This is a genomic window from Micromonospora sp. NPDC049580, from assembly GCF_040675595.1.
Classification (GTDB): domain Bacteria; phylum Actinomycetota; class Actinomycetes; order Mycobacteriales; family Micromonosporaceae; genus Micromonospora.
Window position 1 is genome coordinate 1 of sequence record NZ_JBFAPG010000037.1, and the last position, 24164, is coordinate 24164.

General features: G+C 70.8%; 23 protein-coding genes and 1 pseudogene. 7 read left to right on the forward strand and 17 right to left on the reverse strand.

All coding sequences use genetic code 11. The annotated features are described in order from the left end of the window. Positions 1–10: 10 nt before the first annotated feature. Entirely contained in the window at positions 11–265 is a 255-nt protein-coding gene (locus AB0J68_RS05590) for a hypothetical protein (RefSeq protein WP_354856257.1), read from the reverse strand. A 63-nt stretch (positions 266–328) separates the two neighbouring features. Further along, positions 329–433 (reverse strand): annotated as a pseudogene (locus AB0J68_RS05595) (DivIVA domain-containing protein); the annotation flags it as partial. 275 nt (positions 434–708) lie between these two features. Here AB0J68_RS05595 and AB0J68_RS05600 point away from each other — a divergent pair. From AB0J68_RS05600 to AB0J68_RS05610, 3 genes are all read left to right on the forward strand, one after another. Next, positions 709–1545, forward strand: coding sequence for a helix-turn-helix transcriptional regulator (locus AB0J68_RS05600; protein WP_355135176.1), 837 nt, complete (start codon positions 709–711; stop codon positions 1543–1545). A 13-nt stretch (positions 1546–1558) separates the two neighbouring features. After that, positions 1559–1765 carry a DUF397 domain-containing protein gene (locus AB0J68_RS05605; protein WP_355135177.1) on the forward strand — a complete coding sequence of 69 codons (207 nt, stop codon included), beginning with the start codon at positions 1559–1561 and terminating at the stop codon, positions 1763–1765. Positions 1766–2276: 511 nt separating this feature from the next. Next, on the forward strand, positions 2277–2735 hold the full coding sequence (locus AB0J68_RS05610; protein WP_354856262.1) for a hypothetical protein: 459 nt from the start codon (positions 2277–2279) through the stop codon (positions 2733–2735). Positions 2736–2778: 43 nt separating this feature from the next. Here the strand turns inward: AB0J68_RS05610 and AB0J68_RS05615 are convergent, their stop codons facing one another. The 10 genes from AB0J68_RS05615 to pglW all read right to left on the reverse strand — a co-directional run bounded on the left by AB0J68_RS05615 (position 2779) and on the right by pglW (position 16357). Next, positions 2779–3612, reverse strand: coding sequence for an exonuclease domain-containing protein (locus AB0J68_RS05615; protein WP_354856263.1), 834 nt, complete (start codon positions 3610–3612; stop codon positions 2779–2781). Between the two features lie 335 nt (positions 3613–3947). Next, positions 3948–4562, reverse strand: a complete 615-nt coding sequence (locus AB0J68_RS05620; RefSeq protein WP_363936406.1) for a hypothetical protein — start codon at positions 4560–4562, stop codon at positions 3948–3950. Continuing rightward, on the reverse strand, positions 4559–5425 hold the full coding sequence (locus AB0J68_RS05625) for an ImmA/IrrE family metallo-endopeptidase (RefSeq protein WP_363936408.1): 867 nt from the start codon (positions 5423–5425) through the stop codon (positions 4559–4561). The genes AB0J68_RS05620 and AB0J68_RS05625 overlap by 4 nt, the downstream gene beginning before the upstream one ends. Before the next feature lie 15 nt (positions 5426–5440). Continuing rightward, on the reverse strand, positions 5441–5779 hold the full coding sequence (locus tag AB0J68_RS05630; RefSeq protein WP_363936410.1) for a helix-turn-helix transcriptional regulator: 339 nt from the start codon (positions 5777–5779) through the stop codon (positions 5441–5443). 120 nt (positions 5780–5899) lie between these two features. Beyond that, a complete protein-coding gene (locus AB0J68_RS05635; RefSeq protein WP_363936412.1) occupies positions 5900–6316 on the reverse strand; it encodes a hypothetical protein in 417 nt (138 codons plus the stop codon). Next, positions 6249–8456: a prolyl oligopeptidase family serine peptidase gene (locus AB0J68_RS05640; protein WP_363936415.1), complete on the reverse strand. Its 2208-nt coding sequence runs from the start codon at positions 8454–8456 to the stop codon at positions 6249–6251. Before AB0J68_RS05640 ends, AB0J68_RS05635 begins: the two co-directional genes overlap by 68 nt. A gap of 116 nt (positions 8457–8572) precedes the next feature. After that, positions 8573–8983, reverse strand: a complete 411-nt coding sequence (locus AB0J68_RS05645) for a hypothetical protein (RefSeq protein WP_354856273.1) — start codon at positions 8981–8983, stop codon at positions 8573–8575. Continuing rightward, positions 8980–9261, reverse strand: a complete 282-nt coding sequence (locus tag AB0J68_RS05650; RefSeq protein ID WP_354856274.1) for a hypothetical protein — start codon at positions 9259–9261, stop codon at positions 8980–8982. The genes AB0J68_RS05645 and AB0J68_RS05650 overlap by 4 nt, the downstream gene beginning before the upstream one ends. Before the next feature lie 64 nt (positions 9262–9325). Then, on the reverse strand, positions 9326–12598 hold the full coding sequence (locus tag AB0J68_RS05655; RefSeq protein ID WP_354856276.1) for a DEAD/DEAH box helicase: 3273 nt from the start codon (positions 12596–12598) through the stop codon (positions 9326–9328). 93 nt (positions 12599–12691) lie between these two features. Further along, the gene (gene pglW / locus AB0J68_RS05660) at positions 12692–16357 is read right to left on the reverse strand and encodes a BREX system serine/threonine kinase PglW (protein ID WP_363936418.1); all 3666 of its coding nucleotides are present in this window, start codon (positions 16355–16357) and stop codon (positions 12692–12694) included. A 252-nt stretch (positions 16358–16609) separates the two neighbouring features. Here pglW and AB0J68_RS05665 point away from each other — a divergent pair, with 252 nt between their 5' ends. Further along, positions 16610–17749 (forward strand): site-2 protease family protein, encoded by a 1140-nt coding sequence (locus AB0J68_RS05665; RefSeq protein ID WP_363936420.1) that lies wholly within the window; start codon positions 16610–16612, stop codon positions 17747–17749. A gap of 75 nt (positions 17750–17824) precedes the next feature. Here the strand turns inward: AB0J68_RS05665 and AB0J68_RS05670 are convergent, their stop codons facing one another. Both AB0J68_RS05670 and AB0J68_RS05675 read right to left on the reverse strand, forming a co-directional pair. Then, entirely contained in the window at positions 17825–19102 is a 1278-nt protein-coding gene (locus AB0J68_RS05670; protein ID WP_363936422.1) for an FAD-binding protein, read from the reverse strand. Then, a complete protein-coding gene (locus AB0J68_RS05675; RefSeq protein ID WP_363936424.1) occupies positions 19099–19869 on the reverse strand; it encodes a hypothetical protein in 771 nt (256 codons plus the stop codon). Before AB0J68_RS05675 ends, AB0J68_RS05670 begins: the two co-directional genes overlap by 4 nt. A 101-nt stretch (positions 19870–19970) precedes the next feature. On the opposite strand from AB0J68_RS05675, the gene AB0J68_RS05680 reads away from it, so the two are divergent. Next, positions 19971–20393 (forward strand): hypothetical protein, encoded by a 423-nt coding sequence (locus AB0J68_RS05680; protein ID WP_363936426.1) that lies wholly within the window; start codon positions 19971–19973, stop codon positions 20391–20393. A 4-nt stretch (positions 20394–20397) separates the two neighbouring features. Here AB0J68_RS05680 and AB0J68_RS05685 read toward each other — a convergent pair whose 3' ends face one another. Then, positions 20398–21327 carry an LLM class F420-dependent oxidoreductase gene (locus AB0J68_RS05685; protein ID WP_363936428.1) on the reverse strand — a complete coding sequence of 310 codons (930 nt, stop codon included), beginning with the start codon at positions 21325–21327 and terminating at the stop codon, positions 20398–20400. Between the two features lie 87 nt (positions 21328–21414). Between AB0J68_RS05685 and AB0J68_RS05690 the strand changes: the two genes are divergently transcribed. Next, positions 21415–21726 (forward strand): metalloregulator ArsR/SmtB family transcription factor, encoded by a 312-nt coding sequence (locus tag AB0J68_RS05690; protein WP_363936429.1) that lies wholly within the window; start codon positions 21415–21417, stop codon positions 21724–21726. Beyond that, positions 21727–22257, forward strand: coding sequence for an SRPBCC family protein (locus AB0J68_RS05695; protein WP_355064124.1), 531 nt, complete (start codon positions 21727–21729; stop codon positions 22255–22257). Positions 22258–22270: 13 nt separating this feature from the next. On the opposite strand, the gene AB0J68_RS05700 is transcribed toward AB0J68_RS05695, so the two are convergent. Further along, on the reverse strand, positions 22271–23308 hold the full coding sequence (locus tag AB0J68_RS05700) for a hypothetical protein (protein WP_363936431.1): 1038 nt from the start codon (positions 23306–23308) through the stop codon (positions 22271–22273). Continuing rightward, positions 23308–23577 carry a hypothetical protein gene (locus tag AB0J68_RS05705; protein ID WP_354856293.1) on the reverse strand — a complete coding sequence of 90 codons (270 nt, stop codon included), beginning with the start codon at positions 23575–23577 and terminating at the stop codon, positions 23308–23310. The genes AB0J68_RS05700 and AB0J68_RS05705 overlap by 1 nt, the downstream gene beginning before the upstream one ends. Between the last annotated feature and the right edge of the window lie 587 nt (positions 23578–24164).

Here is a 24164-nt window from a genome sequence, read left to right on the forward strand (position 1 = left end):
GCCCGGCCGGTCACCGCCAGCGGAACCGCCGGGAACACGCGCCGTCGTGGTCGGACCGGAGCAGGCACCGCGGGCCGCCGGGCATGATCCGGTCGCAGAAGACCCAGTGGCGTACGTCCTGGTCGTCCTCCGCCGAGACGGTGGTGCCGCCCGGGTCGGTCTGCGGCAGGACGTGGGTCCAGTGCGCCACCACCCGGGCGAGGCGCTGGGCGGAGAGCAGGTCGTTCGCGACCACCGGCAGGTGGATGACCCAGCGCTCGGTCACCGGTCGTACCCCCGCTCGTTGCGGGCCCGGGCCTGCTCGGACTGCCAGCGGCGCAGCGCGCTCGCGCACCTGCCAGGGGCGCAGCGGATGGTAGGCCGCCGAGCGGTAGCAGGTCGGCCCGCTGACCGACCGCTGACGACGCCGGGCACGCCGGAAGAAGACGCGCATGACAGGACCTGCCTCTCACCGTCGAGATTGACCTGTGGAAGGGCGGGCCCATCGGCCCGCCGCGCACCGACGGACCCACCCCGGCACCTGCCACCGCAGCCTTCAATCAGCAGTACGGAAGCAGGGCCAGTCGAGTAGCCCGAAAGGCGAGCACTGTTCGTGACTCAGGCGATTCGTGGCCTCATTCATCGTGCAGCGAACCGCACCCTTTATGCAACTCCCGATCTGGGAGTGGTTCGTTGCGAAGCCTGTCTCGTTCCGTCACACTGACGGGCATGACTGGAAGTCCGACCGTCCGACGTCGACGCCTGGCTGCCGCGCTTCGTCGCCTCCGTGAGCAAACCGGCATGACCGCCGACCAGGCCGCCAAGGAGGTGGGCATCTCGAAGTCGGCGATCAGCCGCATCGAGAACGCCCAGGTCTCCGTCATGCCACCGGTCGCCCGTGGCCTCCTTGAGCTGTACGGCGTCGAGGGCGAAGAGGTGGACGCGCTCGTCCAGGTCGCCCGCGACGCCCGCAAGCGCGGCTGGTGGCAGGCGTACGACGACGTGCTGCCCGACTGGTTCGAGGTCTACGTCGGACTGGAGGCCGAAGCTTCGGAGATCCGCGCCTTCGAGCCGCAACTGATCCCCGGCCTGCTCCAGACGGCCGACTACGCCCGCGCGGTCATCCGTGCCGAGCATCCGGACGCCCCCGGCGACGAGGTGGATCGGCGGGTGGAGTTGCGGATGCGCCGGCAGAACAACGACAGTCCGCCGAAGCTCTGGGTGGTGCTGGACGAGGCAGCCCTGCGGAGGCCGGTCGGCGGCGCCGAGGCGTTCCAGGCACAGTTGCAGCGGCTGGCCAAGGAGGCGGACCGACCCGGCCGCACCATCCAGATCCTGACCTTCGGGGCAGGCGAATACGGGTCGATGGGCAGCGCTTTCAGCGTGCTGACCTTCCCCGAGCCGGCCGATCCGGGGGTCGTCTACGTCGAGACCCGCGCGGGTAGCCTCTATCTCGAAGGCCAACAGGTCAGGGAGTACAGCCGCGTCTTCGAGCACCTGGTCGCCACAGCGGCCAGCGCTCGCGAGTCGCGCGACCTGATCCAGGGGGCGCTCGACGAGCTATGAGAGGACGGCGCGGGTGGAAGAGGTCAACCAGGCCCCGGTGACCTGGCGCAAGAGCACCCGCAGCAACGGCTCCGGCAACTGCGTCGAAGTTGCGGACAACCTGGCGGGCAAGGTCGGGCTGCGAGACAGCAAGGACCCGACCGGCCCGGTGCTGACGTTCGGCCCGACCGCCTGGTCGACCTTCGTCGCCAGCGTCAAGCAGGAGACGCTCGGCCGCTGACACCTCCTACTCGAAGGGATGCCATCCGGTTGCCGAAGCGGCATCCCTTTGTCGTCTCCCGATCCCGGCTGCCGAGCCATCAACCGAGCCGAGCAGGGCAAACAGCGGCTGGTGGAGGCCGCCATCACCCTGCAAGGCAGCGGCCGAGCAGTCCCGCAGTACATCAAGTTCTGGGCTGACCGCGAGCATCGGCGACACCCCGCAACCGCGTGCCGGCGTTGACGCCCGGCGGGGGCGACATCAAGATGGCCCGGTGGAATCGAACGAGCTGAAGGCACAGGCACAGGCGCTCCGGGCAGCCGGCAGGACGCCCAAACAGATCGCCCGGGAGCTCGGCGTCACCCGTGCCGTGGCCACCAAACTCGTCCGTGGTGTGGCCGTTACGCGACCAGGCCGCGTTCACCCCTCGGAACTCCCGCTCGTGGGCTGTTGGATCAGCCGTCAGTGGAGCAACGGCCTGACTATCACGGAGCGGCCCGCCGACTGGATCGACGATGACGCACTTCCACCGATGGCGATGGGAGCAGGCCTGGTCAGCGTCGCGGTCGCCCGCGCCGACGGCGACGCCGTGACCACCTGCGGGTTCCTGGTCGACACTTACTGCCTCGGTGTCAAGAACGCCGTGCCGCCTACGACGACCGACCTGGACGAGCTGCCGTACTTCCTCGGCGACTTCTTCCAGGCTTACGAATCCGGGGCGGTCAAGGCACCCATCGACCTCGCCCGACACCTGGTCTTCGGGGCCGTCGACTACGCCCACGGCCTCGGCTTCGACCCGCATCGCGACTTCTACAGCAGCGCACCCCACCTCGGAACGTGGGACCCGCCGAGCCTGATCACGTTCGGTCTGGGCGGCAAGCCCTACTTCCAGCAAGGCCCGTACGACAACCCCGACCGGATCATCCGCGCCCTCGACAAGTCAGTCGGCCCCGGCAACTACCACTTCACGGCAGTCGCGATCGGGCGCTGAGCGACATCACCGACGGCCGCTGTTCTCGGAGGTGTCGCAGCGCCTACCGGCGCCGCCTGGTCTCCAACGGCCACTCCAGGCTCACCTTCTCGTCTCGCCCCTGCCTGTCAAAGAAGGCCTGCAGCTCGCGCTTCTGCTCGGCGAACCAGGTGACCTGCGCCTGGTGGAGATCATCGGGTCGCATCCGGGCGATCCGCTCATGGCGGGTCGCGATTGATACCGCCAATTCGGCAGCCGCCCGCGCGTCGCTCGCGGCATCATGGGCGTTCGTCAACTCGACCTCGTAGTACCTAGAGAGGTCGCCCAGCCGCCACCCTCCGGACCAGTCGGGCTCAACCTCCCGGTGCAGGATCGACGGATCGATGATGCTGGCCCGCTCCCATTCCACCGCCGGCAGACCGTGCCGGGCCAACTCGGTGTGGAGCGCCGTGACGTCGTAGTGAGCGCAGAAGGCGACGAGCGGTGTGCCGTTCACGATCAGCTTGGCGATCTCGGTGCTGAGCTCGGCCAACGCCTCACGGGGTGCCGCCCCGGCGTCGCGCACCAGCTCGTCGGTGATGCCGTGGATGGCGATGGCGTCCGCCGGAATCGGCACCCCCGGATTGATCAGCCAGGTCTTGGCCGTGCCGTCGGCGTAGACCAAGGCTGCGGACACGATCCGCGTGTCCTGTGGCTCGCCGTCAGTGCCCTCGATGTCGAAACCGACGACAGGCATGTCGTGCCACCCTCGGTGATTCCCCACCGGCGGCGCGGCCTGGATCGGCGCGCAATCGTGGTGGAACGAATTCCAGCGGCCGCCGAGCCTGAGAGCCTGCCCGGCTCCGGCTGCCACCCACTGTCCGCACTTACCACAGCGTCCGGCGAACTTGTTGATCACGTTGAGGGGTCTCCCGGCAGTCTCGTCGCGCTGCCTCCCGCATGGAGCAGGCGAGGAAGCTACGCGTTGATCGGTACAGCTAAAGATCTTGGCTCACCGATCTTGCGTACGTGACCCCGCAGGCCCCGACGATTGGGCGAGATCGTCGACCTTTGTAGACGGACACTGCGAACGCTGAGACAGCGGGCCCCGCCAACTCGGGCGTCACGACCCGCGTGTGGTCGATAGCGCGCGCACCGGATGAGGCATATACATCAACCCGAGATAGCCCCACACGAGAAGGCTGCCGGGAACGCCGTCGTGTGGCTACGGCCCGCTGGCTCGACTGCGGCCGCTTACCGCCAGCAGGCGGTCGACATGAGGTTCGTCGTATCAACCGGCGGCAGGCCGTCATCGAGACCGCGTAGCCGATCGTAGACGTCGCGCATCGCAGTCTTGTCCGGGACGTGCTCGCTGCCTGCCGCGCGTTCGAGGACTGTCAGCGTGTTCACCAGCCTGATCGATCCCACCGCACGGCCTTGAGCTCGAAGCCGTTGCAGTCGGCCTACTTCCGAGGTGGCTAGGCGCGCTCCTGCCCCATCGTCAATGAGCACGGTCATCGACTCGCCAGCTTCGGCAGCGACCACAGCGTGCGCCACTACCATTACCTCGCCCAGGTCTCTCGACTGCTTCAGCCGCTCGTGCATGGGTTGCCGGGTGATCCGGTGGACCACTGCGGCGAGTTCGGGTGTCTCGTCGTCGGAGAGAATCTGTAGCCAGCGCGGTGCCAGCTTTCGCCACACTGTCGCGGCGGGACGGAAGCGCGGGTCGTCCCGAGACTTGCGCATGACCTCCGACTGGACCGTCTCCGGGGCGCTGAGCGGGCCGAGAATGCCGATCAGGAGCCGCTCTCGGTTTATCGAGAGGAAGTTCAGGCTGGGCCCAGCGTCAATGATCGGCCGTTGACTCATCGTGCGTCTGTCTCGATCGTCCGGTCCGGCGGGTCGTCTGGCGCGCTCAGGTCCTCGTCCAGCGCCGCCAGGTCGATCGGAACCTCCGGCAGCTCAGCGGGATCGGCCCAGGCGATCGGACGGTCGACAGGCACCACGCCCGCTTCCCGCAGCTCCGCTTCGGCGGCCTCTGCGGCGATGCCACGCAGGTTGGCGATGGCCTGCACGGGGAGCACGCCCTCCACGTAGCCCTTGGTCGCGCGGGCGAGCAGACGTTGCGGAGCCCGCCGCTTGTCGGAGTCGGCCTGCAGTGCGTGGTATTGGTCGATCCACCCGAAGCGCACCGCAAGCTGGGGTGTGGAGAGGGCCATCCACTCCGTCTTGGTGGTGGCGTTGATGTACCCGCCCTGGTGCAGCGCGATGGCTGCGACGGCGGGTGAGACCAGGAATCGCTGGACGACCACGGAGAGGGTGGACCGCGTCGCTGCCTGCTCTCGGTCGCCGAGGAAATCCCGGAGGCCGTCCGAGGGGAGAAGCAGGTGCCTGGCGAAGGCATCGGCCCGGATCTCGGCAGGGGACCGAGCGCTCAGGTCGCCCGCGTCGGCGTCCGCCCAGTCTCCGAACTGCACGTGGCCGAGCTCATGAGCCAGCGTGCTGCGCTGCCGAATCGGTCTCCGGGAGCGGGCAACCCCGATGAACATCGTGTTGCGCTTCGGGTCTCGCATCGTCAGGCCGTGCTCGTCCGGTCCGGCATCGAGCACGGCCACATCAATCCCAGTCGCCTGCTCGATGATCGCAATGAGATCACCCAGAGGCTGCACGCCCAAGCGGTGCTCTCTGCGGAAAAGGGTGGCAGCAGCACACCCTTCGGCTTCAGCGTTCACGGTCTTCCACCAAGGTCAGATCGTGGCCGGAATGGCCTGCTCATCGAGGTAGTCGTCCAGCTCCAGGAAGTGCAGAAGCGCCTGACGCATTTCTTCCATCCCCGAAGCGTTGGTGGCCCGAGCCGCGTACTGGGCGCGGTCGGCAACCGTCTGCGCCCCGGTGAGCTGGGCCACCGTCTGCCCCGTCGCCCACGCAATCGCCACAATCTCGGGGATCTTCGCCGCCCGGTCGCCGGAGATTATCCGTGACAGGGTGGCCTGGGAAATGCCCGTCCGGTCCGCAAGGGCTCGCTGGCTGAGGCCGGCAGCCACCCTGGCACGCTCAATCGACACACCTACATCGACCCTGGCCATGACCTACCCCCAAGCAGTGAATCATGATCATGTCGTTTGATTCAGTCTACACACCGCCCGCATGCGCCCGCCAACTTTGACAGGGATTGACTTGGGTATTCACGCTGGCGCTCGCCAAAGTCACGGAAGCTCCGGCACGCCGTGCAGTAGCGCCAGCGCCGAGCGGTCGGAGCTGAGCTGGGACAGCTCGGCGTTGATGAAGTCGGTGAAGAACTCGGCCGGCGATCCGGGGAATCCGGGCTGATCGCCGGAGTGCCACTGGTGCAGCCACGGCTCGATCTCCATCAACCCGGCGAGCAGCGGTAGCAGCCGATGCGCCGGCCACGCCTCCTGCGTCTTCCGGTCAAGGTAGATGGTGGCGAGCGCCTGCGCCTGCGCCAAGTGGTCCCACCCGGCCCAGCCGAGCAGTTCGCTGCCGTCACTGTCCCGCCCCGCCTGCGGGTACGAGATGAACCGCTCCTTCGGCACGTCAAGCTTGCCGCGCGCCTTCCAGTACGACGGCCGGGCGAAGTCCGCCGAGCTGTACTTCGGCGGCACCTCGATGTCGACCTTCTCCCCCGCGTCCTCCCGGCGCTGCAACGCCCAGGTCCGCTCCCGCCTCAACCGCGTCGTCCGGCGAGACCTGGCGCGGCAGGCTGTCGGGTTGTCCGGTCAGCTTTCGCCACAGGAACTCCAGCGTCAGCGCCCACACGAAGGCCCGCTGCTCGTTGTTGGCCGCCGCCCCGTGCCCGCCCTCGACGTTCTCGTAGTAGGACACGTCGTGGCCGTGCTCGCGCAGCCGGGCAGCCATCTTCCGGGCGTGCCCCGGATGCACCCGGTCGTCCCGCGTCGAGGTGATGAACAGGACCGACGGGTACAGCCGGCCGCCGCGGACGTTGTGGTACGGCGAGTACTCCCGCAGGTAGGCCCAGTCGGCCTCCCGGTCCGGGTCGCCGTACTCGGCCATCCACGAGGCTCCGGCCAGCAGCCGGTGGTAGCGCCGCATGTCCAGCATCGGCACGCTGGCGACGACAGCCCCGAAGAGCGCGGGGTAGCGGGTCAGCATCACCCCCATCAGCAGCCCGCCGTTGCTGCCGCCCTCGACGCCGAGCCGCTCCGGCGTGGTGATCCCGCGCGTCACCAGGTCGACCGCCACCGCCGCGAAGTCCTCGTACGCCCGGGGCCGGTTCTCCCGCAGCGCGGCGCGGTGCCACTCGGGGCCGTACTCTCCGCCGCCCCGGATGTTCGCCACCACGTAGCTGCCGCCCCGGGCCAGCCAGCCGCGCCCGATGGTCCCGCTGTAGTAGGGGGTCAGGGAGACCTCGTAGCCGCCGTACCCGGTGAGCAGCGTCGGCCCGCCGGCCGCGCCCGGCTCCCCCACCACGAAGTACGGCACCCGGGTTCCGTCGGCCGAGGTGGCGAAGAACTGGCGTACCGCCAGGCCGTCCGCGTCGAAGAACGCCGGCCCCCGCTTGAGCGTCTCGACCGCGCCGCCGACCTGGCCGAGCCGCAGCGTCGCCGGTTGCAGAAACCCTTCGGAGGCGAGCAGGTAGGCGTCATCGTGGTGCGGGTCGGTCTCCAGGATCCGGCTGTGGTCGAACTCCTGCACCCCCGCGAGCGGCTCCCGCCGCCAACCCGTCTCGCCGGGCGTCAGCACCTCCAGCCGACTCCGCACGTCGGCCAGCGTGGCCAGGATCAGGTGGTTGCGGGTCCAGAAGTAGCCGCTCAGCGCCGTGCGAGCGTCGGGCCGGAAGAGCACCGTCAGCTCCCGCTGACCAGCGAGGAACGCCTCGAATCGGGTCGCCAGCAAAACACCGGAGGGATGGGTCACCCCACCGACCAGCCACGGCGAGCGCAGCCGGATTAAAAGCCACTCCCGGTGTACCTCCCACCAGGCGTCCTCCGGCACCTCGATCCGGGTCAGTTCGCCCGCCCCGGTCAGCAGGTAGCTCTGGGTGCGATAGAAGTCCAAGCTGCGAACGACGAAGTCGCGCTCGAACCCAGGGGTTGGATCGTGTGAGGCGAACACCGCGACGTCCTCCGGCCGCCCCTCATGCACCGTGTCGGCCGCCGACAGCGGCGTGCCTCGCCGCCAGCGTTTCGCGACGCGTGGGTACCCGGAGGAGGTCAGCGACCCCGGCCCGAAGTCGGTGCCGACGTAGATGTGGTCCGCATCGATCCAGCAGACACGGCTCTTCGCCTCCGGCAGCGTGAAGCCGTCCTCGACGAAGGCCCGGCGGAGCAGGTCGAACTCGCGCACCACGATGGCGTCGGCGCCGCCCCTGGACAGGCTGATCAGACAGCGCTCATAGCCGGGCCGCAGCACTGTCACCCCGCTCCAGACCCAGTTCTCGCCCTCCTCCGCCGCCAAACCGTCGACGTCGAGCAGCACGTCCCACTCCGGCTCAGGCCGGCGGTACTCATCGAGCGTCGTCCGCCGCCAGACCCCACGCGGGCGCGACGCGTCCGTCCAGAAGTCGTAGTAGAGGTGATCCCCGCGCCACCCCGGATAGGGAATACGGTCCTCGGCATCGAGCACCTGCCGGATCTCGGCCCGCAACCCGGCGAACGCCTCGCCTCCGGTCAATGCGGCGGTGGTCTCCGCGTTGCGGTCCCGCACCCACCCGGCGGCGTCCGCGCCATCAAGATCTTCCAGCCAGAGGTACGGGTCATCGCCCTCGTCGGTCAGCCTCGCCACGTTCGCCACTATCCCCGACGAGTGACCACCATCCACGCATTGTCGGCATGGCGACTGAGCCCTGCCCGACCTGACCGGCCCCGTCGAACGGCCGAGACAGAGGTCCCAGCGGAGTGTTAGTCCCAGGTCAGGCTGATATCGAGGATCTCCAGCCCAGGGGGCATCGCCGGCGACACGGTCTTCGGGTCTCGGGTGACCAGATAGCAGCGGTAGAGCGCGGCGGTCGCGACGGCGTGCGCGACATCCAACGACACGTGTGAACGCGCGGCGATACGGGCAACCCGTCGGCTCGTGGCCGCGTCGTAGACCGCTACCTGGATGTCGCGGTCCTCCGTGAACAACAGGTCAAGCATGGTGGCGACTGCAGTGCCCGCCAGTTCGAGCTGCGCCTGCCCCAGGCAAAGGGCGGGAACCCACACCTGTTGCTCCGGGTCCTCCTGCGCGAGGGTCAGCATCGCACCAGGTTCGACGCTGGTCCCCGAGGCGTAGGCGAGAAGAGCAGAGGTGTCGAGGACCAGGCCGTTCACGCGGCCGCAGTCCCCTCATCGTCGAACTGGCGAAGCCACTCGAGATTGCGGGCATGCTGCTCGTCACTGATCGGTGGGAGGGCTGCCAGGCGAGCCCTTGTCCGCTCCACGTCTTCATCGGTGACGATATAGCCGAGCTGCGCCCACCGCGCACGGAGATTGTCGGCCCGCATCTTCCGGCGAAGGACTCCGGCGATGAAACCGGACGTGTTGCCCTGCGTGCGCTCGACGTACGCGGCCACGTCGTCGGGCAAGCTGATCGTGATGCGGCGCGTCATACTCCGAGCATACCTGCTGCATACTGACTAAGCGCCCCCGGCCGCTCACGCCACGCGGCCGCGTTCACTCGAGCAGGCTCCTGATATCGCCCGCGGTGAGCTGCGCGGAGGCGAACTCGCCGCCGTCCAGGACGCTGCTGAAGAGCTCCGCCTTACGGGCCTGCAACGCCATCACCTTCTCCTCGATGGTGTCCTTGGCGACCAGGCGGTAGACCATGACGTTGCGGGTCTGGCCGATGCGGTGCGTCCGGTCGATTGCCTGGTTCTCGGCGGCCGGGTTCCACCACGGGTCCAACAGCAGGCAGTAGTCGGCCTCGGTGAGGTTGAGGCCGAAACCGCCCGCCTTGAGGCTGATCAAGAAGACCGGGTTGCCGCCGCTTTTAAACTCGTCGATCACCGCGGCCCGGTCGCGGGTGTTCCCATCCAGATAGCTGCACTCGATCCCGTCCGCTTCCAGCCGCTGCCGGGCCGCGTCGAGGAAGCGGGTGAACTGGCTGAACACCAGGCTGCGGTGCCCCTCGGCGACCAGACTGGAGATCCGATCGGTGAGCACGTCCAGCTTCGTCGCTGGCACCTTCTGCTGCGCCGGGTCGACCAGCGCCACGTCGAGGCTCGCCTGCCGCAGCAGGGTCAACGACCGAAAGATCTCGAACCGGTTCTTCTCCAGGTCGCCTAGGAGACCGAGGACCTTCTGCCGCTCCCGCTGCAGGTACGCCTGATACACCCGGCGGTGCCGGCGGTCCAGCTCCACCTCGATGACCTGCTCCTGCTTGGCCGGCAGGTCCGTGGCCACGTCCGCCTTGCGACGGCGCAGCATCAGCGGCCGGATCCGGCGGCGCAGCTGGGCGAGCCGCTCCGCGTCCCGCTCCTTCTCGATCGGGTTGCGGTAGTACTCGGTGAACCGGTCGGCGCGGGGCAGCAGCCCGGGTGCGGTGATCGAGCAGAGCGCCCAGAGCTCGCCGAGGTGGTTCTCCATCGGCGTGCCGGTGATCGCCAGCTTGAACGGCGCCGGCAACAGCTTCGCGCAGCGGTGCGCCTGGGACTGCGAATTCTTGACGAACTGCGCCTCGTCGAGGATCAGCCCGGCCCAGTCGAGGGCACGGTAGTCGTCGTACTCCAGCCGAAACAGCGTGTACGAGGTGACCACGACGTCCGCGCCGGCCACCGCCCCGGCCAGGAGCACGCCGCGCCGTGCCACGGTCTGAGTGACCGCCCGGACGTCCAGCTCCGGAGTGAAGCGGCCCGCCTCGCTCGCCCAGTTGGCGACGACGCTGGCCGGAGCGACCACCAGGAACGGCGCCTCGGCGCGCGCGTGGCAGATCAGCGCCAGCGTCTGCAGGGTCTTGCCGAGCCCCATGTCGTCGGCGAGGACGCCGCCGAGGCCGTGGTCGTGCAGGGTGGCCAACCAACGGAAACCATCCTGCTGGTACGGGCGCAGCTGCGCCCGTACCCCGGCTGGGATCTGTTGCTCGGCGGCGGGTTCCGCCTCGCTGAGCGCGCGTACCGACCGCTGCCAGGCCGCGGCCTGGCCGGTGACCTCACCCAACTCAGCCAGCTCGTCCCAGAGCCCCGCCTGGAACCGGCCCACCCGCAACACCCCGGGCGGGGCATCCGCGAGTGCCCGGGACTCGGCGATCAGGTCCCGCAGCTGCTGGAACTCCGGTCGTTCGAGCGCGAAGTAGGTGCCGCTGGGCAGGATGAGGTATTGCTGTTCCTGCGCCAACGCCGCGAAGAGCGCGGCGAAGTCGACCTGCTCCCCACCGACGGAGACCCGCACCGACAGGTCGAACCAGTCATGCTCGCCGGGATCACCGCCATCGGCGAAGGTGATGGCGGGCGCAGCGTGTGTCTCCTGGTAGTCGTCGAGCGTCCCATCCGAGGGAGTGGCCAGCTCCACACCGTCGAGCTCGGCCAGTCGCGGCACGACGTCACTGACGAACCGGACCAGGGCGTCACCGGCGAGGCTCACCGAGGCGGCCAGCCGGGGCCCGGTCGAGGACGGCTCCAGGAGCTCGGGCGCCGGCTTGGCGACCAGGTCGACGACCCGCCGCAACAGCTCCGCACGGCGCTCGTCCGCGGCGACGGCCACCCCGTCCCGCAGCGGCTCGGGATGGCGCCGGCCACCGACGACCCGATGCCACTCCCAGCCCACCCGGAGACGGTGATCGGGCTCGGGTCTCACCGTCGCGGTCAGTGTGGCCGGCCCTACCATCGGAAGCTGAACGGCCGGATCCGCGGCGAACACCTCCACCTGGCGGAGCAGCTCCGGGTAGAAGCGGTCGAAGAACTGCTGCTCCTCGGCGGCCGGAATCCGGATCGCCGGCCCGGCGAGCGCCCGCACCATCCCCGGCAGCAATGTCCCGGCCAGCGGCGCCAACCAGAGTGCCGGTCCGCCGGATCGGGCGTCGGGCCCGCTCAGCTCCCCCACCCCGGCGACGCCGTGCGCCGGTTCGCCGATGAGGAGTACGCGCGACACAGGGATCGGTGCACCGCCGGCCGACAATGTCGGCGCCAGCACCAGCTCCCCATCGGACCGGCCGACCTGCACCGAGAGCCGGGCCGGACGGCCCAGCACGACCGGCCCGGCTCGCTTGCCGGCCTGCACCAGCGGCAGCCCGGCCTCGTCCGCCTCAGCCAGCAGGTCCCAGATCCGCCGACTGGCGAACTCGTGTAGCGCGAGCGCCCGCCGATGGCCGTCGTAGTAGTGGTAGGAGTCGGTGTCTGTGCTCGCCAGTCGGGAGATCTCGACGAGCAGTCGGCGGTGCCGTTCGGTCTGCGCCGATCGGCCGAAATAGGCGTAGCTCAACGTCGACCAGCTGATCCCGGACCGCACCCAGCCGGTGCGGCCCGGCACCACCGGCCGCAGCTCGACCTGGAAACCCGCCGCAGCGTCCGAGCCCTGGGAAACGACGTCGAACTGCAGGCCGAGACCCGGCGGCTCCGACTCCGGCACAACCGGCGGCGGGGCGACGTCCCGGACCAACGCGGAGACCGCCCGCTCCCAACTCGGCGCAGACCGCGCCGGACGGGGTCTCCGGGGTTCGGCCGTGGCGAACGTCGCAAGCACCAGCGCGGCAGGGTGGGCACAGCCGGTCTGCCCGCACGTACACGAACCATCCAACGCCTCGACCATGCCGTCGGCGTCCGACCGCACCGTCGCCGCCACCTGGCCCGCCACGCTGCCGTCGAGCCGACCGCGCCCCTGACCGGTCTCCGGATCCCACTGCACGTCCAGCAGTTCCCCACGCTCAAGCAGCTGGCGCGCGCGCACGAAGGTCCGGGAGCCGACAAGCTCGTAGAGCGCGGCCTCGGCCGGGCTCAGGGCGAGTTTTGCCACGTTCGATCCCTTCGCTGGCTCACCGGTCCCGGCGCCCAGCAACGATAGCCGCCACGCGACAGACGAAGCGTCACCGCGCCGAGCGTCTCCCTCTCAACTCGTCGGCGATGCCGCCCGGCCCGACGACTCGATCCAGTCGTCGGCGAGCCACAGCGACTGGCTGGCCGGGGAGGTGAGCGGCAACTGCACCCCGTCCAGCACCGCCGGGTCAGGTCGACGAGCCGGCACCAGCAGCAGCCGGGCGGCCGGTCGAGGTCGGGTCGGGTCGGCCATCTCCTGGAGCAGCCCGAGCTGCCCGTAGCGGGCCAGCGGCGCCGCCTCGGTGATCAACACCGGTCGGTCGGCGGCGGCGATCGCTTCGTTGACCGCCGGCACCACCTGATGCCGGACCAGGTCCACCAGGCTGCGGAAGTCGGCGTCCAGGGGTGAGCTGTTGTCGGCCGCCACGATCGCCTCCCAGGGGAAGCCCAGCGCGCGCAGCCGGTCCAGCAGGATCGCGGTGACGTCCACTTCGGTCAGCGGCAGCCGGGCCAGCAGCGCCCGACGGGCCGAAACCAGCCTGCGCAGGGGTGCCAGCACCGCCAGGAAGGCTCGCCGGTCGATGGCCGCGGCGAGCTTCTCGCCCACCTCGTCGGCGGCGGTCAGCCCGAGCAGCGGCGCGTGGGTGGTGGCCAGGCGGGTGCCGGTCACCGACGCAGGCGTGCTCGCCGGCCCGTACAACCGGTCCTGTGGGTGCCAGGTCAGCGGCACCTCGGCCGCCGCGAGCAGGTTGGTCAGGGCGGGCCGATCCGGCACGCGCTCCGCGCGAGGGAATCGGCTGTGCACCCGGTCACGGATCTGCTGCGGCCCCAGCCGCTGGCCGATCAGGCCACCGACCGACAACCGCAGCGCGCGCTCGGCCGACATGCCCACCGGATAGAGCTGCCCCTGCGCGTTGACATCGACCCGATCGTTGCTCCTGGCCTGGGCAGCGAGCAGCTTGGAGATCTGGGGCTGACTCCGGCCGATGGCCCGGGCCGCCTCACTCTGTGCCGGCCAGCACAGGAACTCACCGTCGTCGGTGGGCGTCTGCCCGAGCAGCACGGCCAGCGTCCGGTGGTTGCGGGAGGTCGAGGCGGGAAGCAGGGTCGCGCAGAGTGCCTCCACGCCCTGCGCCAGGGGCTGCTCGTCGACGGCGGGCGACTCGCTGCCGCCGGGCAGCACGGCGCGCAGCGCCCGCGCCTGGGCGATGATCTCTTTGCGGGTCGCGTCCGGCACTCCCTTGGCCCGGGTCAGCGCCGACAGCTCGACGTCCAGTAGCTCGCCGACAGTGTGCAGGCCGAGTCGTTGCAGCGCCGAGCGGGCCCGAGCGGTCAGCTCGGTGACCTCCAGCGGTGACTCGCGAGTCAATCCCACGGCCGCTGGCAGCGGGCCGACCGGAGTCACCGCCGGCTGCGGGACCTGCTGGAAGATGGCCCGCCAGGCGTCGGTCATCTCGTCGACCGTGTCGAACCGGGCCGCCGCGTCCCTCGCCAACGCCCGGCCGAAGAACTCCACCAACCGGTCCGCAACCGCCGGGTCGAACACCGCCGGGTCGAGGGCCACCTCGTCGCTGACCACGGCCGGGTTGGCGTTGTCACCCCAGCGGGGCAGCACGCCCGTCGCCATCTCGTAGAGCACGACGGCCGCCGCGAACCGCTCGGCCGCCGCGTCGTAACGCAGCCGGCGCGGCGGACCGAGAAACGGATCGAGGTAGCCGACAGTGCCCGCGCCGAGCTGGTCGGCGGGGGCGGACGAGAGCGAGAAGTCAAAGACGCACAGGTGCGGCTGCTTGTCCTTCGGCCGCGGTCGGGCCGCCAGGTTCGCCGGCTTCAGATCCCGGTGCCAGACACCCTGGCCGTCCAGGTAGTTGACGATGTCGAGCAGGTCCCGGCCGTACCGCTCCAGCAGGTCCAGCGCCAGCCGGCCGCCGCGCAGCTCCTCGGCGAGGGTCCGCTGCCCGGCACTCTCCATCAGCAGCGCGGTCCGGCCGCCGACCCGCACCGGGCCGTCGACCAGCGCGGCCACCTGGGGGTGCTTCAACCCCGCGAGGGTACGCGCCTCCGCCGTCAGCCGTTCCTCGTGCTGCTCGTCGCGGGCAACCTTCAGCACCAGGTCACGCGACTCCCCGTCGCGAGTGACCAGGAAGGCGACGGCCGTGGCACCGGAGCCGAGCCGGTCCTTCACCTCCAGGCCGCCGTCGAGCACGTCACCCCGGTGGGCGGAGAGCGGGTCGGCAACCGGCTCGGGCTCCGGCGCGGTCAGCTCCTCCCAGACCTTCTCCAGGTCCTTGTGGAACCGGGAGACGCTGGGCAGCCGTTGCGCCGGATCGCCCCGGGTCGCGTCGTAGACCAAGGTGACCAGCGTGTGCGGCATGCCGTCGACCGCGGCATCGAGGTGCAGGCCACTGTCGCGTACCGCGTTGACGAGTTCCTCCGGCGTGGCGGCCGGCACCGCACCGGCGAAGATCCGGTACGCCAGCGCGCCGAGAGAGAACACGTCGAGCTGGTGGCCCGGCAGCCGGGTGGCGTTCTCAGCCTCCGGCGCCTGGTAGCGACGGACCTCGTCGTCGAAGAACAGCTCCAGGCTGGCCGGGTCGCTCGACGGGCCCAGTCGGGTGAGCTGGGTCGTGCCGGCCAACCGGCCGCCGGTCTGCCAATCGGTGACCACCAGCGTGGGGCGCGGCCCGTCCGGGTTACCGACGTAGATCGCCCGGGGCGAGAGCGCCCGGTGGGCCAGCCGGCGGGAGTGCGCGTAGTCGATGATCTCGGCGAGATCCTGCACCAGTTGCAGTCGCTGGGCCAGGGTCAACGCGTCACCGCGGCGCAGCAGCCACTGGTCGAGGCGTACCCAGTCCGGTTGGTGGTCGAAGACGACCGCGGGGCCCCAGGAATGCTCGACCAGATCGTGCGCCCGGGCCACGCCCGGATGATGGATGCCCTGCAGCAGGCGGAACTCCCGCTCTGCGGCCTTGCGGATCGCCGGAACCTCATGCTCGGCGGCCCGGCTGGTCAGGTAGAACCGCACCCGACGCACCAGCGACGTGTCCAGCGCGTGCCCGGCGAGGAAGTCCTGCCAGCCGAGACCCTCGGCGAACGGCTTCGGGTGCAGCAGCAGTTGACCGACCTTGCGGTCCGCCACCGACGGCCGGATCTTTGCGCCGCGCACCAGCTCGACGATGTCTCGGCCGCGCGCCTCATCCACCAGATGGTCCGGATTTCGCGGCAGGGCGAGCAGCAGCTTCTTCAGGCCGGGCAGGCCGGAGTCATGCCCCTCCAGCCCGTAGATGTGCTGGCTGCCGATTGCATCGAGGTCGGCCCGCATCGCCTTTGCGTGGAGGAAGACCGCCGCCCCGACATAAGGCGTCTCGCGCTGCCGTCCGTGTTGCTTGGCGTAGTAGCGGATCAGGCTGGCCAGCCGCTTCGCCTTTCGGTTAGCCAGAATGTACGGGTTGTCTTCGGGGATCAGTCGAGAATTCGGCGCCCGGCGCAGCCACTGGGTGCCGTCACCGCGGATCTCCCCCTGCCAGTGCTTCAGCTCCAGCACGTAGAGCCCGCTCGGGGTCAACACCAGGGCGTCGACCTCGTTGATCGAGCCGTCGGCGCCGACGAACTCGACGTTCGTCCAGACGTGGTACGGGTCGGAGTCGGGCAGGTAGCCGGCCAATTCGCGCAGCCCGTCCTGCTCCCAGATGTACGAGCTGGAGTTGATCTGCTCCCAGCGCGGTGAATCCTCCCGCATGCGCCGACCCTTCCGCCCTGGCCGTCGATGTTCCGGCTCAGTCTGGGCACTTTACCGTTTCGGCGCTTGATCAGCGGAGACCACCGCTCGCGCACACAGTGCATCTGGTCAACCACCCTTGACTAAGGGTGGTGGAGCGCGGCCGGACGGAATTTGTACAGATGTTCGCTCGGCACGGTCGACGGATCACACCCACCGAGACGCCACCTCGTCGACTGGCATGGGCAGGCTAAGTAGGGGTATCAGCCCGGGATGAGGGCAAGTTTCCGGCTCGGACGGATCGCGGGGGTGCCGGTCGGGGTCAACTGGAGCGTTCTGGTCATCTTCGCGCTGATCGCGTGGGCGCTGGCCGCGAACCAGTTTCCCCGCTCGTACCCGGACCGCTCGCCCGTGGCGTACACCCTCGCCGGTCTGGCCGCGGCGGTGGTCTTCTTCGTCGGCCTGCTCGCCCACGAGGTGTCGCACGCCGTGGTGGCCAAGCGCAACGGGCTGACCGTCGAGAGCATCACGCTCTGGCTGTTCGGCGGGGTGGCCGAGTTGCGGGGCGAGCCGCGCGACCCCGGCGCGGAGCTGCGGATCGCCGGCGTCGGCCCGCTGGTCAGTCTGCTGCTCGGGGCGTTCTTCGGTGTCATCGCTTTGCTGTTCGCGCTGGTCGGGCAGGGTGGGCTGCTCTTCGGCGCGATCGCGTGGCTGGCCGGCATCAACGTGCTCCTGGCGGTCTTCAACGTGCTGCCGGCCGCACCGCTGGACGGTGGCCGGCTGCTGCGCGCCGCGGTGTGGAAGGCCACCGGCGATCGGAGCCGGGCCTCGGTGGTGGCCGCCCGGGCCGGCTGGGTGCTCGGCGCGCTGCTCATCGGCCTCGGGCTGTGGCGGTTCCTGTCCGGTGTCGGCTTCGGCGGGCTCTGGTTGGTGCTGATCGGCTGGTTCCTGATAGGCGCCGCCGGGGTGGAGGAGCGGCAGGCCCGCGCCGGAAGCGCGCTGCGCGGAATCCGGGTCGCCGACGTGATGACGCCGCAGCCGCAGACCGCCTCGGCGGACATGACGGTCGCCGACTTCGTGGACCACTACCTCTTCGCGTACCGGCACTCGGCGCTGCCGCTGACCGAGGATGGCCGACCGACCGGCCTGGTCACCGTGGACCGGGTGCGGGGCGTACCGGCCGACCGGCGGACGTCGACCACGCTGGCCGAGGTGGCCTGCCGGGCCGACGATCTGGTGCTCGCCCGGCCGGGGGAACAGCTCAACGACCTGCTCCCCCGGCTCAACGAGTGCGCCGACGGTCGCGCCCTGGTGGTGAGCGACGACGGCCGTCTAGCGGGCATCGTCTCCCCCAGCGACATCGCCCGCGCCGTCCAACGCGCACCCCTGCGCACCCCCACCCCGTCCCGCTGATCATGAAGTTATTGCGCCGACACGCCGGGCCGAGAGGCAATAACTTCATGATCACCGGGGTGGGCGGCCGGGTGGTCAGCGGGGGAAGTAGCGGTCCAGCCCGTCGGTGCGGAACGTGCCGGTCGGGTCCAGGCGGGTCAGCAGGGCGGCGAAGTCGGCGTGGCGGGGGTAGCGGGCGGCCAGCTCGGTCGGGGCGGTGACGAAGACCTTGCCCCAGTGCGGGCGGGGCGCGAACGGCGCCAGGCGGTCCTCCACCTCGGCCAGCACCGGCAGCACCGCGTCGGCGTCGTCGACCCAGGTGAAGTGGACCACGAAGCTGTCCCGCCTGTGGTTCGGGCTGAGCCACAGCTCGTCGGCGGCCACCGTGCGCAGCTCGCACACGTGCAACACCGGGGCGATCAGGTGCGCCACCTCGGCCAGCGCGGCGAGCGCCCCGGCCGCCGCCGTACGCGGCAGGTGGTACTCGGACTGGAGTTCGTCACCGCTGCTCGGGGTGAAGCCGAGCTTGAAGTGCGGCAACCGCTCGTGCCACGGGCCCGGCACGCCGAGCTGTGGGGTGCAGTTCTCCGCCGGCATGCCGAGCACCGGGTGTCGCGGCTGGTCGGCGGCCGTGGTGCCGAGCCAGTCCGCCTCCGGCGGCGGCTGGTTCGCGAGCTGTTTGCGCCACACCTCCCGCAGGCGCGGGGTACGCCAGTCGGTGAACACGCTCACGCTGTACGCCGAGTCGAGCGCCTCGTCCAGCGCCTCGACGGGCAGGTCGAGGCGCACGTACTGGCGCAGCTCGAACGCCGGCACCAGGTCCAGGGTGACCCGGGTGACCAGGCCGAGCGCGCCGAGCCCGACCACCATGCCGGCGAACGTGTCGCCGTCGGTGTCGCGGTCCACGTGCGTCAGGTCCCCGTCGGCGGTGACCAGCTCCAGAGCGGCGACCGAGGTGGCCAGGTTGCCGTGGGTGGGGCCGGAGCCGTGGGTGGCGGTGGCCACCGCGCCGGCGACCGAGATGTGCGGCAGCGAGGCGAGGTTGGCCAGCGCGTACCCCTGGGTGTGCAGGTGTCCGGCGAGGTCGCCGTAGCGCATCGCCCCGCTCACGGTGACCTGCCCGCGCTCGCGGTCCACCTCCACGGTCGGGGGCAGGCCGGCGAGACTGACCAGGTCGCCCTCGGTGTCGCCGAGGCGGTTGAAGGAGTGTCCGGTGCCCACCGCGCGGATCCGGGAGCTGCCGGCGACCAGCCGGCGCACCTCGTCGACGGTGGTGGGGCTGTGGAACTCCCGCGCGGCGTAGCGCACGTTGCCGGCCCAGTTGCGGCGTGGCACGTCGCTGCTCGACGTCAGGTGCTGTCCCTGCGCGGTCATGGGGCGGTCTCCCGATCGGTGGACTGGTGGTCGGCCAACGCGGCGATGAGGGCGTCCAGAACCGTATCCGTCTGGAACGTGTGGTAACCGCGTTGGGCGATCGGCAGACCGGCGGCCGTGGCGCGTTCGATCTCGCCCCGGGCCGCCTGCCGGGTCGCCGCGTCCCCGGACATCAGGGCGTCCTGGCCGCGTCGGATCAACCGGTCGACCCGATCCATCTGGTAGCCACGCAGGCCGACCGGGAGGTCCGGGGCCGCGAAGGCGGCGCGGCGCAGAGCGACCAGGTCGACGAAGCGGTCCCCGGCGCAGCGCGCCAGCGCCTCGGCCACCTGCTCGGGTTGCTCCCGGACCTGGTCGAAGACGAGCAGCTCGATGGCCGGCCGGCCGTCGATCGGGTGGCGGGCGGTGACCGGCTCGAACGTCACGCCCGGGGCGGGCACCAGCAGCAGGCGCGGCGGTGTCGAGTAGCCGTCGTGGCGGGGCGGCTCGTCGAGGACGAGCGCGTCGACCTCGGCCCACCGGATCTCCCGGCGCAGGCCGGGCCGCCGGATGCTGAGCCCTTCCGGGGTGATCCCGAAGCGGAACGGCCGCATCGCGCTGACCAGCGCCACCGCGCCGAGCGCGATCGCACCCACGGCGACGATCGTCCGTAGCAGGGCGCCGTCGCTGGGGTAGACCAACAGGAGCACCCCACCGAGTACGCACACCAGGGCGAGCACCCGGGCCCCCCGGCTCCGGCGCAGCTCCACGCTCGGACCCCCGTTCATGACCGTGGCGTCGGTCCCCGCATCCTCTGACAGACCGGGCGCCACGGACACCGGACGATCGGGCACGGTTGTTCTCGCCATCGTCGGGGAACCCTACGCCCATGAGCAGCTACCGTGATCCGGCCCCGCGGGGCGACGTGTATCCGTCGGAGGAGGAGCTGGACCCGACCGGCAGCGCTGTCGAGCCGGCCAGCGCCCCGCCGGGCGTCCGGTTGTCGAGCCACCCGTCGCCCACGCCCGGCCCCCGTCCGACACCCGCCCCCGCGCCCGCGCCGACGCCCGTACCGTCGCCCGGTCCGCCGCCGCGCGAACCCGCCGCCGGGCCGCAGTCGATCGTGACGCGCCACCTGGACGGCTCGGTCGAGGTGGTCACCGACCTCGACGGGGACGGCGTCGCCGACGTCGTCCAGATCGATGTGGACGGCGACGGCGTACCGGACATCACCTATGTGGACAGCGACCGCGACGGCCGGCTGGACACCGTGCTGCGCGACCCGGGCCAGCACGCGCAGCACCGCGCCTGACGACCTACAGGTTCGCCAGCACCTCGGTCGCGACCAGGTCGAGGTGGTCCAGGTCGGTCAGGTCGAGCACCTGGAGGTAGAGCCGCTGGCTGCCGATCTTCGCGTACCGGCCGATGGTGTCCAGGACCTCGTCGGGCGTGCCGGCGAGACCGTTGGCCCGCAGCTCGTCGGGGTCGCGGCCGATGGCGGCGGCCCGGCGGGCGACCTCGGCGTCGTTGCGCCCGCAGCAGAGCACCAGGGCGTTGGACCAGACCAGGTCGCCTGGGTCCCGACCGATCTCGGCGCACGCCGCGCGGACCCGCTCGAACTGCGCCGCCGAGTCCGCCGGCGAGGCGAACGGCAGGTTGAACTCGTCGGCGTAGCGGGCGGCCAGCCGGGGCGTGCGCTTCGGGCCCATCCCGCCGAGCAGGATCGGCGGGCGGGGCTGCTGCACCGGCTTGGGCAGGGCCGGGGAGTCCCTGACCGGGTAGTACCGGCCAGCGTGGCTGAACCGCTGCCCGGCCGGGGTGGACCACAGCCCGGTGATGACCGCGAGCTGCTCCTGGAGCCGGTCGAACCGCTCGCCCAGATCCGGGAACGGAATGCCGTACGCGGTGTGCTCCTCGGCGTACCAGCCGGTGCCGATGCCCAGCTCCACCCGACCGCCGCTCATCTGGTCGACCTGCGCCACGGTGATGGCCAGCGGGCCGGGCAGCCGGAAGGTGGCGGCGGTCATCAGGGTGCCGAGCCGGATGCGGCTGGTGTCGCGGGCCAGGCCGGCGAGCGTGGTCCACGCGTCGGTGGGGCCGGGGTCGCCGCTCACCTCGCCCATCTTCAGGTAGTGGTCGGACCGGAAGAACGCGCCGAAGCCGTCATCCTCGGCGCGGCGGGCCACCGCGAGCACCTGGTCGTAGGTGGCGCCCTGCTGGGGCTCGGTGAAGATCCGCAGTTCCATGGTCCGAGCATAGGTAGCCGCACCGGCCACCGCCCGTCCTCGTCATATACCTTGGCAGACATATAACGGAGAAGGAATATTAGGTAGATGTCCACCGACGCCTTCACCGTCCTCGCCGAGCCCACCCGACGCCGGATCCTCGACGCGCTCCGCGACGCCGACCGCAGTGTGGGCGAATTGGTCGACGGGCTGGGGGTCAGCCAGCCGGCCGTCTCCAAACACCTGCGGGTGCTGCGCGAGGCCGGCTTCGTCTCCTGCCGGTCCGCGGCGCGGCAGCGGATCTACCGCCTCGAGCCGGGCCCGCTGCGAGCGGTGGACGGCTGGCTCGCCCCGTACCGCCGGCTCTGGACCCGGCACCTGGACGCCCTGCAACGGCACCTCGACAGTCAGGAGCAGTGAATGAACCGCGACGCATTCCGCCCGAGCCCACCCGCCGAGGTGCGCGCCGAGCCCACCGACGGCGGCGCCATCCTGGTCTTCGTCCGTGACCTGCGGCACCCGCCGACCACCGTGTGGGCGGCGCTGACCGACCCGACCCAACTCGCCCAGTGGGCCCCGTTCCTCGCCGACCGGAACCTCGGTGACCCCGGCGCCGCCGTACTCACCCTCGTCGACGGCGAGACCACCCAGGAGCAACCGGCGACGGTACGCCGGGCCGAGCCGCCTCACCTACTGGAGTACACCTGGGGCGACGACCTGCTGTGCTGGGAGCTGACCCCGCTGGGTGCCGGCACCCGGCTCACCCTGCGGCACACCATCGCCGAGCGGGGCATGCTGCCGATGGTCGCCGCCGGCTGGCACCTCTGCCTCGACGTGGCCGACCGGCTGCTCGACGGCGACCCGGTCGGCCCGATCCGGGGCGCCGAGGCCAAGGACTTCGGCTGGCCCGCGCTGCGCGACACGTACGCCGAGCAGCTCGACGCCGAGTGACCGCCGCCCCTCCTCAGACGTACGGCCGGGTGGCGTACGCGGTGCGCAGCGCGGCCAACCCGGCCGCCTTCGGCGACAGCGTGCCCCACCCGGAGTTGAAGTAGTTGGTCCGCGCGATCCGCGGGCCACGCTCGGCGTTGAGCTGGGCGATCGCCGCCGGAACGGTGCGGATCCAGGCCGCCTGGTCCGGGATCTGGGCCGCCCGCACCCCGTACTCCGCGATGATCACGGGCCGGGACAGCGCCACCGGGCCGAGGTCCGCCACCGCCCAGTCCTTCGTCCGGCGGAAGCGGGCCAGCGCGGTCTGGCCGACGGCTGTCGCGTAGGCGTTCCACTGCAGGTAGTCCAGCCGCGACATCAGCGACTCCGGGTGGGTGCGCTGAAAACACGCCCGGTCGAACCCGCCCACCCCGACCGAGAAGGTCGTCCCGGCGGGCAGCGTCCGGGCCTTGAACCAGGTGACGATGTAGTTCATGGCCTGCACCGCCCGCCGGTCCGACTCGGCCCAGGTGTACGCCTTGCCAGCCTCGGTCGTGCCGAACTCGTGGTCCGTGTCCAACTCGGACGCGAGCTGGATGTTCACCCCGAAACCGAGCGCCCGGTACTGGGACAGGGCACGCGCGAACAACCCGTCGCACTGGCCGTTGAGCACCTGGGTGTACCCGTACGCCTTCGGCCAGGTGGTGCCGGGACGCTGCTGGATGGTCATCGACGGCGCCGGCACGGTGTAGGTGACGCCGTCCACCGTGAAGGTCTGCGGCCCGGCGTTCGGAGCGCCGTAGTGCTTCAGCTCAAGGACCATGTTGATCTGCATCCCGGCCTTGCCCAGGTTGATGAGCCAGGGCCGGTTGTAGCCGGGAAAGATGTACCCGTCGGCGAAGCTGCGGTACTGGGTCAGCGAGCGGAAGTTGCCACCGGCCATGTCGGCCGTCGGGTCGGCGCCTCCGGACAGGTAGTAGCCCCCGAGGACCGGCTGGCGCAGGCTGTAGTCGACGCCGGCCGTCGCGGTGTTGCCGGCCGCGTCGCGAACCTGGACGGTGACCCGGGGCATCACGCCACCGCCCGGTACACGGCAACTGAGCCGTTGTCGGAGACCCGGGACCAGGTACGCCCGGAGTTGTCGGTCACGGTCACGGCCAGCGGATCGATGACCGCGGTGACCTTGACCGGCGCGCTGCTGTTGCCCTGCGCGTCGGTGACCACGATGGTGACGGTCAGCGGTTTGGTGTCGGCGTCGGAGTACGTGACGGTCAGCAGCATCTGGTCACCCGGCGCGAAGACGGACGCGTTCAGGGCTGCGGTCGCGGTAGGAGCCGCCATGTCAGGGCCTCTCTCTGATGAGGTCGCCGGGGCGGACGCGCGGGTGAGCGACGCCGGACCAGGCGGAATCCACGATGCGTGAAGGCTGGTGGGGCACGAAGCGGTGGCGCGGCCGGTGGGCGGCGTCGCCGGCGGTGGGCGATGGCCACCGCCGCTGGCGCCCGCAGCGGCGGGGGGGGCCGAGCCGTACGGGTGGTCGGGCCGGCGGCTGTGCCGTGCCCGCCGGGGCGGGGCCGGGCTGGGTGAGGGCGGCACCGACGCGGACGATGCTGTCCGCGGTGGGCCGGAGGACTGGGATGTGGCCCGACATCCGTCCGCCTTCTCGCCTGCCCTAAGCGTGCTCTACCAGGGGCTTTACCGTCTTGTCCGGTTAGCGACATACGCCCTGGTGTCGGGCCGCGCCGGGCGCGGGACAGCCGATCGGAAGCTCGCCGACAGCGCGCTGTGCTGGACTACCGGCGTGCCGCGAGCCGACGACAGGTGGTGTCCTTCGCCTGTCGCGCCGGCCTCATGCAGCCGGCCTGACCCGTCCCCGTCACGGCGCCGTGCCCGCCACGGCCCAGGCCCGCGCGGTGAGCCGGATCGAG

Coding starts and splice junctions, on each gene's coding strand:
- AB0J68_RS05600 (WP_355135176.1), top strand. CDS start 709: ATGACTGGAAGTCCGACCGTCCGACGTCGACGCCTGGCTGCCGCGCTT.
- AB0J68_RS05610 (WP_354856262.1), top strand. CDS start 2,277: ATGGCGATGGGAGCAGGCCTGGTCAGCGTCGCGGTCGCCCGCGCCGAC.
- AB0J68_RS05620 (WP_363936406.1), bottom strand. CDS start 4,562: ATGAGTCAACGGCCGATCATTGACGCTGGGCCCAGCCTGAACTTCCTC.
- AB0J68_RS05630 (WP_363936410.1), bottom strand. CDS start 5,779: ATGGCCAGGGTCGATGTAGGTGTGTCGATTGAGCGTGCCAGGGTGGCT.
- AB0J68_RS05650 (WP_354856274.1), bottom strand. CDS start 9,261: ATGACGCGCCGCATCACGATCAGCTTGCCCGACGACGTGGCCGCGTAC.
- pglW (WP_363936418.1), bottom strand. CDS start 16,357: ATGCGGGAGGATTCACCGCGCTGGGAGCAGATCAACTCCAGCTCGTAC.
- AB0J68_RS05665 (WP_363936420.1), top strand. CDS start 16,610: ATGAGGGCAAGTTTCCGGCTCGGACGGATCGCGGGGGTGCCGGTCGGG.
- AB0J68_RS05670 (WP_363936422.1), bottom strand. CDS start 19,102: ATGACCGCGCAGGGACAGCACCTGACGTCGAGCAGCGACGTGCCACGC.
- AB0J68_RS05675 (WP_363936424.1), bottom strand. CDS start 19,869: ATGAACGGGGGTCCGAGCGTGGAGCTGCGCCGGAGCCGGGGGGCCCGG.
- AB0J68_RS05680 (WP_363936426.1), top strand. CDS start 19,971: ATGAGCAGCTACCGTGATCCGGCCCCGCGGGGCGACGTGTATCCGTCG.
- AB0J68_RS05685 (WP_363936428.1), bottom strand. CDS start 21,327: ATGGAACTGCGGATCTTCACCGAGCCCCAGCAGGGCGCCACCTACGAC.
- AB0J68_RS05690 (WP_363936429.1), top strand. CDS start 21,415: ATGTCCACCGACGCCTTCACCGTCCTCGCCGAGCCCACCCGACGCCGG.
- AB0J68_RS05695 (WP_355064124.1), top strand. CDS start 21,727: ATGAACCGCGACGCATTCCGCCCGAGCCCACCCGCCGAGGTGCGCGCC.
- AB0J68_RS05700 (WP_363936431.1), bottom strand. CDS start 23,308: ATGCCCCGGGTCACCGTCCAGGTTCGCGACGCGGCCGGCAACACCGCG.
- AB0J68_RS05705 (WP_354856293.1), bottom strand. CDS start 23,577: ATGGCGGCTCCTACCGCGACCGCAGCCCTGAACGCGTCCGTCTTCGCG.